Annotated in this window: 8 protein-coding genes; 5 read left to right on the top strand and 3 right to left on the bottom strand. The window is 47.6% G+C overall.

What is annotated here, in order from left to right; genetic code table 11:
- The first annotated feature begins 52 nt into the window (after window positions 1–52).
- The 3 genes from PAV_RS25315 (at window position 53) to PAV_RS25305 (ending at window position 9,002) form a co-directional block, all read left to right on the top strand.
- The gene (locus PAV_RS25315) at window positions 53–3,277 is read left to right on the top strand and encodes a non-ribosomal peptide synthetase (protein WP_005550887.1); all 3,225 of its coding nucleotides are present in this window, start codon (window positions 53–55) and stop codon (window positions 3,275–3,277) included.
- A complete protein-coding gene (locus PAV_RS25310) occupies window positions 3,217–7,356 on the top strand; it encodes a non-ribosomal peptide synthetase (RefSeq protein ID WP_081505825.1) in 4,140 nt (1,379 codons plus the stop codon). The genes PAV_RS25315 and PAV_RS25310 overlap by 61 nt, the downstream gene beginning before the upstream one ends.
- A gap of 86 nt (window positions 7,357–7,442) precedes the next feature.
- Window positions 7,443–9,002 carry a serine hydrolase domain-containing protein gene (locus PAV_RS25305; RefSeq protein ID WP_005550883.1) on the top strand — a complete coding sequence of 520 codons (1,560 nt, stop codon included), beginning with the start codon at window positions 7,443–7,445 and terminating at the stop codon, window positions 9,000–9,002.
- 114 nt (window positions 9,003–9,116) lie between these two features.
- On the opposite strand, the gene PAV_RS25300 is transcribed toward PAV_RS25305, so the two are convergent.
- Entirely contained in the window at window positions 9,117–9,920 is an 804-nt protein-coding gene (locus PAV_RS25300; RefSeq protein ID WP_005550881.1) for a class I SAM-dependent methyltransferase, read from the bottom strand.
- 613 nt (window positions 9,921–10,533) lie between these two features.
- Entirely contained in the window at window positions 10,534–10,851 is a 318-nt protein-coding gene (locus PAV_RS25295) for a magnetosome magnetite crystal formation protein family (RefSeq protein ID WP_005550880.1), read from the bottom strand.
- A 487-nt stretch (window positions 10,852–11,338) separates the two neighbouring features.
- On the opposite strand from PAV_RS25295, the gene PAV_RS32750 reads away from it, so the two are divergent.
- Window positions 11,339–11,911: an NAD(P)/FAD-dependent oxidoreductase gene (locus PAV_RS32750; RefSeq protein ID WP_005550879.1), complete on the top strand. Its 573-nt coding sequence runs from the start codon at window positions 11,339–11,341 to the stop codon at window positions 11,909–11,911.
- A gap of 55 nt (window positions 11,912–11,966) precedes the next feature.
- Here PAV_RS32750 and clpP read toward each other — a convergent pair whose 3' ends face one another.
- Window positions 11,967–12,545, bottom strand: coding sequence for an ATP-dependent Clp endopeptidase proteolytic subunit ClpP (gene clpP, locus PAV_RS25285; RefSeq protein ID WP_005550878.1), 579 nt, complete (start codon window positions 12,543–12,545; stop codon window positions 11,967–11,969).
- A gap of 239 nt (window positions 12,546–12,784) precedes the next feature.
- On the opposite strand from clpP, the gene PAV_RS25280 reads away from it, so the two are divergent.
- Window positions 12,785–13,522 (top strand): RNA polymerase sigma factor, encoded by a 738-nt coding sequence (locus PAV_RS25280; RefSeq protein ID WP_005550877.1) that lies wholly within the window; start codon window positions 12,785–12,787, stop codon window positions 13,520–13,522.
- The last annotated feature ends 6 nt before the right edge of the window (window positions 13,523–13,528 follow it).

Below are 13,528 nucleotides of genomic sequence, written 5' to 3'. Positions count from 1 at the left end.
AATTGCAGCTTGCATGATAACCGCATTCAGAAAGGATTGATGGAACGTGAAAATGAATTTGGAGGCGGAAGCGGCCATCCACAAATACGAATTGTCTCATGCGCAAAAGCGGTTCTGGTTTACGGAACAGCTTGAGTTTGTTCAGGAGGCTTCCGTTCATGCCATGACTCATGTTTCAACCGCGTTTACACTCCAGGGTGCATTGAATGAAGCTCTATTCAAGCAAGCGGTTCAAGTCATAGTCGACCGGCACGATACGCTGCGCACCTGCTTTATGGAGGAGGACGGGAATCCGGTTCAACTTGTTCATGAGAAATTGCCATTCGAGGTTCAGCATGAAGATTTGAGCCGTTTGCCGGAGGAAACGCAATCCCAGGCATTGAATCAGCGAATTGATTCTGCGTTGAACCAGGCGTTCGATTTGAAGCAACCCCCTTTAGTAAGGGTATATCTGTATAGATTGGCCGAAAATGAACATTTATGCTTGATTGCGGCACATCATATTATTTCCGACGGATGGGCTGTGGATGTGTTCATGTCTGAGCTCATGGCCAACTATGCAGCTTTCTTGAATGGCCAGCCGTCGCCTCTGGAGCCTCTGGATGTGCAATATGCGGATTTTGCCCATTGGCACAATCACCGTCTTGCCGAAGGAGAGCTGGACGGCATGAAACGATTTTGGTCGGACAAGCTGGCGGGAGAACGAGCTGATCTGAACTTTCCGCTCGATTTCCCTCGTCCGGCCCTGCAATCCTTCAACGGAAGCACTGTCCCCGTCATTATTGATGGTGAATGGATGGAACGGCTCAAGCAGACATGCGAAAGTCTCGACGTCAGCCATTATATGTATTTGCTTGCCGTATTCAATGTACTGCTCGCCAAGTATACGAGAAATGAAGACATTATTATCGGAACATCCCTGTCCGGTCGCGTTCATCCGGACGTCTTGCCCGTTATCGGCTGCTTCGTGAATACGCTGCCCGTGCGCAATCAGGTAGAGGGAGACGAGTTGTTTCAGGATTTTGTTCTGAGAATGAAGCAGACTGTGTCTGAGTTGCATGAAAATCAGGAATACCCGTTCGACAAAATTGTTGAGGATCTTGGGGTGGAACGAAGCCTTAGCCGCAACCCGATATTCGATGTGTTGTTCGAGGTTCACACCTTAAAAACGGATGCCGCAAGCAGCGTAGATTTAGGCAATGATATGACACTTGCTTACCATAAATCTTTAGACTACATCCGCTTTACCGGCTTCGATTTCGTATTCGAGCTGTACCAGAAAGACGGCTATATTGACGGTTATATCCAATACAACTCGGATTTGTTCCGCCCAGATACGATGCAAAGGCTCAGTCTTCATTTTATTCAGCTCTTGCAGCATGCACTAGAGACTCCTAACATCCGGATCGCCGATCTGGACATGCTCGTCGATGAGGAAAAAAAGCAGGTCATGGAAAAATTCAATCATTGGAAGCTGGACTTTCCGACCCACGAGCCGGTTCAAAGTTTATTCGAAAAGCAAGTAGAGGACACGCCGGATCAAATCGCGCTTTCATTTGAAGGCGTTGACGTCTCCTATCGGGAATTAAATGAACGCGCCAACAGGTTAGCGCATCTATTAAGAAAGCAGCGGGCGAACCGCAATCAATTCGTCGCCGTCATGAGCGAGCGCAACCTGGAATGGGTCGCGGCATTGATCGCAATATGGAAAAGCGGCGCCGCCTATGTGCCGGTCGACCCGAATTTGCCCGATGAACGGCTGTCTTATATTTTGGAGCATAGCGAAGCTGGTATTGTCATCACGCAGAGAGCGCTGCTTCAGCGCGCTAGGAGAATGTCCTCTCGCTCTGTGCGCACGATTGTCTGCCTGGATCAGCTCGATTCCTGCGATGATGCCGATTTCCAGATTCTTCATAAAGCAGATGCCGACCTTATGCCTTCCGACAATCCGCAGCATGTCAATGCAGCATCCGATATCGCATACATGATCTACACGTCAGGCTCGACTGGCAACCCCAAAGGCGCACTTGTTAGACATAATGGAATGATCAATCATTTATATGCGAAGATCACGACGCTTGGCGTTACGCATGAGGATGTCATCATTCAAAATGCATCCGTGAGCTTCGATGTATCTATCTGGCAAGCCATGACGGCGCTTATGGCAGGGGCCCAAACCTCACTCGTTTCCTTTGAGACATCCAGAGATCAAACGCTGTTGTTAGCGCATTTGAAAAAAAGCGGCGCTACGATTATAGAAACGGTTCCGTCCATGTTATTTGCGTTTATTGACACGGTTGGGCTCGTGTCCAAGGAAGAACGTCAATTGCCGAATTTGCGTTGGATGATTGCAAATGGCGAAGAATTGCCCGTTAAGCTCGTAAATTCTTGGTTTTCTCATTTTCCGGAAATCAAGCTCATTAATGCATACGGACCGACTGAGTGCTCGGACGACGTGACTCAAAAAGTGCTGGAGGGACCTGTAACCGAACATCAGATTCGTATTCCGATCGGTCGACCTCTTCCTAATATGCAGTTGTATGTTATGGATAAGTACCATAAGCTTGCTCCCGTGGGCATGAAGGGCGAAATTTGGATCGGCGGGATTGGCGTCGGCGGCGGATATTGGAAGAACGACGAACTGACGGGAGAAAAATTCATCCCTGATCCGTTCAGCGACGATCCGGAGGCCCGCATTTACCGCACGGGGGATCTGGGCCGTTGGCTGCCGGAGGGCGAGCTCGAATTTTTCAGCAGAATAGACTTTCAAGTTAAAATCCGCGGGTTCCGAATCGAATTGGGCGAAATCGAGGGCTGCATCGGCAAGCATCCGGAAGTAGACGAGGTCGCGGTGATCGTCATCCCAGAATCCGACGGGGGCCAAGCGCTGGCTGCCTTTTATACAAGCCGAAATGGTCTGGAGCCGGACTCGCTCAGGAACCACCTACACCAGCAGCTTCCTTACTATATGGTACCGGCCCATCTTACTTGCATTCCGGGCATGCCGCTGCTTGCCAGCGAGAAGATCGACAGGCATGCACTAAGGAAACTGCGGGATACGCTAAAAGAAAACGAGCCCGTAGTATTTGCTTCCAAGCCGCAGACTATGATGGAATCCGCCTTGATCGACATTTGGAAAGAGTCGCTTGAAGCAACCCAAATCGCGCCTGACGATAATTTTTCCTCGTTGGCGGACATTCTATCAGCGCAGTCAAGGTGGTCAACCGGATTCGTGATCGGCTACGTATCCAAATTGCGTTGCAACAAATCTTTTTGACGCCTGTTCTCAAGGATCTGGCGGCTTTCTTGGATGAGCAGGTAGCGCGACAAGGGAAGTCGAACATCAGCGAATTGTCTCCAATTTTGAAAAGGCCGCCTCAGCATGCCTACGAACTTGCGCCGGTTCAATTGCCCGAATGGTATTTTCACGTTTTGGAACCAGACAATCCTTATTACAATGTCAGCTTTGACATTATGTTCGAGGGCCACTTGCAGCTAGATGCATTTGAGCGGGCATGGAGAATGCTTATTGAGCGTCATTCCGTATTGCGGGCATATTTCAGGATTGATGAAAATTCCGGAATTCCGTTTCAATATATTACACCGGTGGCGGATTTTCCTTTTCACTTATTGTGCGAGAATTATACGCACATTCCCGAACACCATGTGGAGGCGACCGTTAGGCAGCTTTCCCAAGAACATGCAAATCAAGTATTTTCATTCGAAACGGGGCCTCTTTTCAGCATTCGACTCGTCGAATTCAAAGGGAATCGTTACTTTTTCTTGTTTGCCACACATCACATCATTTGGGACGAGACTTCGTCCATTCAGCTTTTTAAAGAATTGAATGAACTGTATAATGCCGAAATGATGGGCCGATCGCCGAAACTGGCGGATTTGGAAGTAGAGTACACTGACTATATGCAATGGATCAACGAGGCTGTGCGAACCGGCAAGCTGGAAGAGCATCGGCAATATTGGCTGAAGGAGCTTGCCGATCCTCCTAGCGGATTGCAACTGCCAACCGATTTCCCGCGCCCGCCGCAGATGACGTTCCGGGGCGGCACTATTTTGGGACGGTTCGATTCCGAATTGGAAAGCCGGGTTTATCGGTATTGCCAGGAACAAGGCCTTACCTTGAACATGTTCTTGTTAACGGTGTTAAATTTACAGTTGTACAGGCTAAGCAACCAAAAGGACTTTATTGTAGGCTCGCCGATTGCCAATCGTGACGATGTCCGGATCGAGCATGTGCTCGGCCTATTTGCCAAAGCGATGCTGCTCCGTTGCCGCATCAGAGAGGGAATGAGCTTCGAGCAGCTTGCCGCGCAGGTGAAGAAAACGTCGATCGAAGCCTATGACAACCATTTATATCCAAGCAATTTTATCATTGAGGAACTGCGTCCGGATACGGATTTGTCGCGCACCAAGATGTTTTCCATCATGTACGGTTTGCAAAACAATAAAAGAGAAATGTTGAGTCAACTGAGTTTTGAAGGCTTGTCTTACAAGGTGCAGCCATTTGATTTCGAAGAGATTAGCGCACGCTTCGATCTTACTTATGTTTTCGACGAACTGGAATCCGGTATTGAAATCAATCTGAATTATAATACGGATCTCTTCAAGAGAACGACTGCCCAGCGTTTGGTCGAGCAGTTCTTCTTGCTGACGGAGCAAGTGCTAAGCGAACCATCGAAGCCGCTGGAGACATTTGAGCTTGTGACTGCAAAGGACAAAATCACGCTGCTTGAGGAATGGAATCGGACAGACCACCCTTATAACGATGCAACCTGTGTTCACCGTTTGTTTGAAGCGCAGGCTCGCCGAACGCCCAATCATGCGGCTGTGACATTTGCAGACCGGACGCTTAGCTACCAAGAATTGAATTCCAGATCAAACCAATTGGCGCGCGCGTTAATCAGAAAAGGAGTGCGGCCAGAAAATAAGGTGGGGATATTGCTCGATCCGTCTGAGGACATGATTATCGCGCTCCTTGCGGTTTTAAAGTCGGGAGGAGCTTATATTCCGCTGAATCCCGATCTTCCCGATTCGCGCCGGCAGTGGATTGCCGACCGGACAGGGATGTCCATCATCATTTCGGAAGGGCGGCTTGCACAAGATAAACAGCTTCCTTTCCAACAATGGATGCTCCTAGATGAAGAGGCTTCCGAGTTGGAAAAGGAATCTCCTGCTGACCTGCAACTGTCTCTTGATTCTAGAAATTTGGCCTATGTAATGTTTACATCAGGCTCGACCGGATTGCCGAAAGGCATTGAAATTGAGCATCGCGGCCTCGTCAATTTGCTTGAGTGGACGCAGCGAACCTACCCGTTGACAGACCGCGATTCAACACTGCTGATAACGACCTATACGTTTGACTCTTCCATACCGGAGATTTTTTGGCCGCTTGCTTATGGAGCACGGATTGTAGTTGCCGGCAAGGAGGAACGCAAAAATCCGGGACAAATCGGTCAATTGGCTGCCCGGCACGGGGTTTCTGTACTGCAGATGGTTCCGATTATGCTGGAAGCTTTCGTAGACGCCCGCAAGCGTGGCGATTTTCCGGAACTTCCAAGCCTGCGCCACGTCGTGTGCGGTGGAGCAGCGCTTATAAAGGAGATCCGGGACAAGTTTTTCGAATGTTTTGCAAGCAGCCTGAGCAATCATTACGGTCCTACCGAAACGAGTGTGGATTCCGTCACCTATATATGCGAGCGGGGGGCAGAGGGGAATCAAGTTCCGATCGGCCGCCCGATCAGTAATCACCGCGTCTACTTATTGGATGAGCATCATCAATTGGTGCCAATCGGGGTGCCTGGAGAGCTGTATATTGCTTCTCCTGCGCTCGCCAGAGGCTATCTTGCCGATTACGAGGAAACGTCCAAACGTTTTATTCCCAATCCGTTCTCCCGTGATCCCGAATCACGGTTGTATCGTACTGGGGATTTGGCCAAATATACAGAAGACGGAAATTTGTTGTATATCGGTCGGGTCGATTACCAAGTCAAGGTTCGCGGGAACCGCGTGGAGGTTGAAGAGGTTGAAAGTCGTTTGGTGGCTCACGAGAGTGTGGGCAAATGCGCCGTCCTTCATGTGCAAAACGAGAGGATGGATGGATTGGTCGCATATGTCGAGCTAAGTGATGCCCTGCAGCCATTCATCGTAAATAATGAACGTCTGAAATTGCACACCCTTGCACAGATCCCTTCTCTGAAGCCAAAAATGGATGCCGTTCATTTAGCGGCATGGCCCGAATTTTTTGAAGGAGATCAGGTATTCCAAGCCCTGTGGCCCGAAGTATTCGTTAAATTTCCGGAATACCAATTCGCCCTGACAGATTCCAAAGGTGAGGTAGCAGCAGTCGGCAACACCATTCCGATCTGCTGGGACAAGACCGACAGCGGGCTTCCCCAAGGGTGGGATTCAGGGCTTATCCAAGCTTTCGAAGATAGTGCAGCCAAGAAAGAGCCTAATACGCTGCTCATTCTTGCCGGAGTCGTAAATGAGAGGTACCAGGGGCGCGGATTGGCCTCCGTACTGCTTGGCGCTTTCAAGCATCTGGCACATGGACATAAGATGGAACGGGTTATCGTCCCGGTACGTCCGACAGGAAAATCTGATTTTCCGGAGCTAAGCTTTTCCGACTACTGCACGCTCAGACGGGAAGACGGGCACCTTCAGGACAATTGGCTGCGTACGCATGAACGGACTGGCGCACGCATGATTGGAATTGCAGTTCAATCTCAGTCTATCAGGGGCAGCATCTCGGATTGGGAAAAATGGACGGGCAGAACGTTCGAAAAGAGCGGACAATATCAGGTGAAAGGGACGCTTCAGCCCGTTCATATCGATCTTGAAAAGGGAATCGGAGAATATATCGAGCCGAGCGTGTGGATGGAGCACCCTTGCGACGCGGGTTCTGCGGCGGATAGCTGGGACTATATAAGCGCAAATGCCTTGCGAACCCACTTAAAACACTCCCTGCCAGACTATATGGTGCCGGATCAAGTTATCTTCGTGCCGTTCATGCCAACTACGCCGAGCGGGAAGCTGGACAAGAAGGCACTGGCCGAATTGGACGTCAGTCCATTCACACAGCGTGAAATCATCCTCCCCGAGACGGATACAGAGCAAGTCATCTGCGGCATATGGAAAGAAATCCTCCAGCTTGAAAGAATCGGCGTAACAGATAATTTCTTCGACCTGGGCGGACATTCACTGCTGGCAACGCAAGTCATTACGCGAATTAGTAAAGTTTTCAGCGTTAAATTCACGCTTCGGGAGCTTTACGATGCAATGACGATTCGTGATTTGAGCCGAATCGTAGAAGCAAAGCGGAGTGATTCACCAAATTGAATCACCTGGACATAGTCATAAAAGCAGCAGATGAGCAATCATCTGCTGCTTTTGATCGAAACGATTTGAATTCAAGGGGGATATCGATGAGCAGTTCTTGGAAACGGCGGGGAAAGCAATTGATGACTACCGTTATCATTTCATTCGTATCGTTGCTGCTTCTTATGCCCTCACACGTCGATCCCGCAGCTCAAGCAGGGGATGAGCATGCTCAAGAACAGCGGCTTGCAGCCATAAAGCAATATGTGCACGCTCAGATGCTTGCCAGCAAAATTCCCGGATTATCCCTGGCTATGGTTCATAAAGGGAAGATCGTTCTGGAAGAAGGCTTCGGATATGCGGATCTTGGGGCACAAAAGCCCGTCACGAGCAGGACGCTGTTCGAACTGGGATCGACAAGCAAGGCTTTTACAGGATTGGCCGTGCATCTATTGGAGGAAAAGGGGCTATTGAGGCAAAGCGATCCTGTCACTAGCTATATACCTTGGCTGCGGATGACCTATAACGGGAAACCGGTAATCATTACGCTGCATCAGCTTCTTCACCATACAAGCGGAATTCCGTTTGAATCCATCGGCCGTATCCCGGCAAGCGAAGCAGAAACTGCCATGGAACAGACTGTACGCGCACTCGTCGATCAACCACTGGCACGATTGCCCGGAAGCAGCTTCGAATATGCGACAATCAATTATGACGTGCTTGGATTTATCATCGAAAAAGCAAGTGGAATGCCCTATGAACAATTTATGAGACAGTCCGTATTTGAGCCTTTGGGCATGACCTCGACGGTGGCCGCCACAGTGCCCGTTTATGCGCAGGATATGGCTGCGGGGCACAAGGTCTTTTTTGGCAGGCAGCGCAACTATCAGCCTCCAATATATCGCGGAAATACCCCAGCAGGCTATATCGTGAGCAGTGCCCGGGATATGGCGAGATGGATGCTATTTCAACTGCAGGATATAACATTAGGAGGCATAGGGCCTTCCTTGATAACAGCTTCACATGAACCGGATCGAACCGTGGCGCCGGATAGGGACGGCTCTTATTATGCAAGCGGCTGGAGCGTATATAGAGATAAACAAGAAATATCCCATGCCGGAAATAATCCTGCTTTTTCCTCATTTGTAGCGCTGTATCCCGCCGCACGGACGGGCATTGCCTTGCTTATGAATACGAACAGCGAACAAGGCGCACATATGGGGCGGGCAATCATGGATATCTGGTCAGGCAAGCATGCCGAGCTGGCAGATCGCAGCACCAATGGATTTCTTTTCGTCGATCAGGTAGCGATGTGGATTACGGGACTATGGGGGGGATTGTCACTTGTCCTGCTCATTCTGACGGGCAAAGGGCTGATTGATATTCGGAATAAGCAAAGAAGACGAGTTCCATACAATCGGAGGCAAGGTTTCTTATTAGGTATGCACGGGCTATTTGTCGTCATTCTTGGTACATCCTACATCTTGCTGCTTCACCAATTAACCCGTGGATTGCCCTGGGAATTTGTTAACGTTTGGTCACCGGCTTCGCTGGCATGGGCTGCGTACGGCAGCATGGTGCCTGGGGTGCTGTATCTGCTGTACGCATTCTTGCTTGTCACTTTCAGAAGGGACGATTCTATCATCACGGAAACGATGCAGGATTAAGCAGGCTAGAGAAAGGTTGGGGAAGGGAAGGCAAACCAGGTGCAAATCGGAGGTACGGCGCATGAAAGAAAAAACCGTACCTCCTACTGCTCGTCACGATCCATTAGGTGGAATCTACCTCTTTTGGCCGACTAACGTGAAGCTCATCGGGAGCTTCTGTTCTTTCTCTACATGAGCGTAAATATTAGAAATATCATGCTGATATTCCTTATATTCCGTAATATTGATGCCGCTTTGAATAATGGCGTTGAAAATGGATGCCAACGTATGACTGAAGCTGTAATTCGTTTTTGCCTCGTAGGTTGTCTTTCCTACATAGTCAATTCCGCTCGTGGAAACCCATGGATCGGTTTTAAAATAGGAAAAGGCAATTTTCAAAGGATCTTCAAATTCAGGCTCGCCTTCTAAGGGAAGCATGTTTAACAACGGGTGCATTTCATAAATGACGAGTTGACCGTCCTTCGCCAGCATATTGGCCGCGAGATTGAAAAATTTGCCCAGGTCAGGAAGCCAGGGGAGCGCGCCGATCGATATGTAGATCAGATCATATTTACCAGCATGCTCGGTCAGATCAACATCGTATACATCAGTGCGGACAAATGAGCATGGCAAGCCGGATATATCCGCCAGATCCTTTGCCTCCTGAATGGCGTGATCCGAAATATCGAAGCCAGTTCCGCTTTGCGCCCCAAGATTCACCAGTGACAACACTTCTCTGCCATTATTGCAGCAAAGCTGCGCCACATTTTTCTCTCGGAGACCCAGATCTTGAAGCAGTTCAGTAATTAGGGGGTCCAAAGTGGAATATCCTTCTTGCAAAAACGCTTCTTTCAAGTTCACGGGGTTATGTACCTGATGGATCGGATTCACTTCATTCCAAGCTTCACGGTTTGATTGGGTATACGTTTTGATATCCATAGAAAACAACTCCTAATTTTGGTATTTCAGAAATCCATCTTTATATTACCATAAATACTTGTTATTACCAACATAGATAGGCATTCCATTATTTTTAATAGAGTATGTATTAACTAGAGAGAATATGGCATCTGAACACGAACTGCCGGGGGCCAATGAAGGTTGAAGTTTCGGGTATTTGGATTGATGGCTTCGGATTCATTTTATAATCACAGTAAAGTATCCTGTTCGGATCCGTTAAACGTGAGGGGACTTTGGTCGGTGCCTTTCTCAGGGTTAACTGACCAGAAACTCTTTTCATAAATATAATACGTATTTTAAAAGCTATGTTTTGGATCTGACAGCACATGCAAAACGGGCGCATTTCAACTCTATTTCTAGCTGCTTGTACGCGTCACCTTTCATAATCTATTCATATGGTTATTTCTTACAGACGAAGCCTGCGTTCCAATATGATTGTCGGGGAAATGTATAGAAGATTAAAGAAAATACTATCATTGAATTTGAACATGATCCGCCACACAAAGTACCTCTATTCCAATCGAAAGAGGTACCTTTGTGTGGCGTAAATAATTTTCTGGTCGAGCAGAAGAAGAATCAGATTCGAAATGAATTAAGAATTGATAACCTGGATCCCTTTGATAATATTCCATACAAAGTAGTACACGCTAATCACACCGCATACACAAAACGCGATAATTGCACCGATTCCCCATGCGACACCGATGTCGCGAACGCTAACCCCAATTAAACCAAACAACATCACCGCAATAATGGCTGCGATACTAGGAATTAGATGAGTCCATAGAGCTCGTTTGGCATGGCTTCTTGTTTCCGAGTCACCTACAATCCAAGCAATAATGGGGAATAAGATTGGAGCAAATAGAACACTCCAGTAAGAAAATGCCGATATTAGTTTGTTTTCCTTCATTTATGTTCACCTCTAGTAGTCATTATTCTTGTCTTGTTCTTATACATAAATCATATAATAAGACCTTGGCCCTACCCATCGATCAAGCTTTCAATATCATTACGAATTTGTAAGCCTGGAGCAAGCTTCATCTTTATCAATTCGATCTTCTCGTTGTACATTTGATGACTGCTTACATGCATGATTCCTATAATTAGATCAAAATAATTCCTATTTTATTCACCAGATTGCAACGAAATAACGAAGGTACAACTAGCGGTTGTGCGTTACCTTCGTTATCCGGTGAGAATGCAAATTGCAAGCGGTCATTGAACGGTGCTCGTTCCATGAGATTCCAGCAGCGCATCAATATGCGGACACAGATCGTATAAAGGGGAATGTCGTCATCAAGTACAAGGTTGTTCCATATAGTATGCACGAAGCCGAGCTCACCAGGAAAATGGCGAGTTCGGCTTCAGTGAAACGAATAGTAGGAGATTACATTTGTATGCATAGAGATTTGAGAATTATCATTGTTGGTGCGGGAATCGTTGGCTCTGCAATCGCGTACTATTTATCCAAACAACATCCACATTTATATGAGGATGCAATCGCAGAATATCACGCTCTGCAAGAAGAACTTCCTGACTTGAATATTGATTGGAGCGGTGCGCTGTCTTGGGGAGTTCCTATGAACATGGAAGGCTCGCGAGTACAACAACTGAATCGACAACAGATCATGAAGCTTGAACCGAATCTGAATGAGTATCCCGATGAAGCCAGCTTCGCTCAAGAAGAGGGGGGACTAGATCCCGTTGCCACAACAAACTTGTTGTTACAACAAGCCCAGGAAAATGGTGCAATTGTCCTTTACAATACCACGGTTACCAGCATTCAAGAACGAGATGCAACGGTTGTAGGCGTACACACCTCAAATGGTTATTTGGAATCGGACATCCTTGTATTAGCCGCTGGTACAACAGCGCTTATCAGCCGATTCGCTGCTAAGGAAATTATCGACAATGTGCAATTGGAAAAATTACAAGCGTGTCGATTGGCTAGATTTAATAAAGAAGGCTGATCCTGTGCGATCAGCTACCTATGAAAATGGACAACTTGATCGCTCGTATCCTGTACTATTTGAGTATCTTGTCAATAATCCCGTATTCCAGTGCTTCCTCGGCAGACATGAAGTAGTCGCGATCCATGTCTTTTTCAATTCGTTCGACGGGCTGCCCAGTATGGTCAGCCATTAATTGCACAAGTCTCTCGCGCATTTTGAGAATGCGCTTGGCGCTGATGGCAATGTCGCTTGCCTGTCCTTGAGCGCCTCCATGGGGTTGGTGAATCATGATTTCGCTATTGGGTAGTGCAAAGCGCTTTCCCTTGGCTCCAGCTAGCAGCAGGATCGAGCCATAGGAGGCGGCTAATCCTGTACATATGGTATGAACCTGCGGCTTAATGTACTGCATCGTATCATAGATGCCAAATCCTGCAGTGACCGAGCCTCCTGGACTATTGATGTACATATAAATGTCTTTGTCTGAATCCTCCGCTGCAAGAAGAAGGAGCTGTGCGACAATACTATTCGCAAGACTATCCGTAATTTCAGAACCGACAAATACAATGCGATCCTTCAATAATCGGGAATAGATGTCATAGGAGCGTTCCCCGCGGCTCGTTTGCTCAACAACATAAGGGATATAGTTTGACATGGTAATACCTCCTCTGTTTTTCCACCATGGAATATCAAGAAAACGAATGGATCGCAGCAGAAGATACGGTTCAGCGGACAAAAGTTTTTTCACTGGGCAGCGTAACGCAATGCATGCTTCGTTCGTTTACTGATAAGATAAACCATAAGTGCCGCCATGAACGATTCATGTAAGGCATGAAGAAGAAGGCTGACGAAGTGGAAGCGAGAACGAATGAATGAAGGAGTTGACTGTGAAGGATGACCAATCCAGATCAAATCCAGAGCACCGAACAACCCAATCTGGAGCAGTTGAACAACGTACTGAACAGATATTGCCTCTCTCTCACACATTCCAAATGGGATTCCGAGGATCTCGTACAGGATACGTGGGTTAAGATTCTAACCCGTAACAAGGAGATAGAGCACAACAATCCTGAAGCGCTGCTCCTGCGTACAGCCAGAAACGCTTGGATCGATCAAGTACGCCGAAGACATCGATTTGATCAAATTTTGATGAAGCAGCAACTTCAATCTCAAGAACACAATGACTCTATACAGAAGAATAGTACAATTGACATCGAAGCCGCCTTCCAATATATGATGACACACTTGTCTCCTCTGCAAAGAACCGTCCTCCTTATGCGCAGCGTACTCGGGTATTCTGTTGCTGATACTGCGAATAAGCTGAAGACAACAGAAGGGGCGGTGAAGGCTGCATATTATCGAGCACGAAAGATGCTGCACGATGTGAAGGAAGATGAATACATGGAAGAAGCGATCCTGCCAGATAATCCAGAAGCTCGAAGCCACATACGGGCACTTACTATTGCATTTGTCAATGGAGAAGTCAATGAGGTATTAAGACTTGTGCAGGGAGAACAGGATCTTGTTCCTGTATTGAATATGTACGCGATGTCGAATCAGATGCGCTATAAACAAAAGCAGCGGGCGTATAATCAGATGTTCCAACATTTCGAAGCCGTGCTAGCGGCATAAAGCCAA

Source organism: Paenibacillus alvei DSM 29 (genome assembly GCF_000293805.1).
GTDB classification, from domain to species: domain Bacteria; phylum Bacillota; class Bacilli; order Paenibacillales; family Paenibacillaceae; genus Paenibacillus_B; species Paenibacillus_B alvei.
This window is presented reverse-complemented; position numbering and strand designations above follow the sequence as displayed.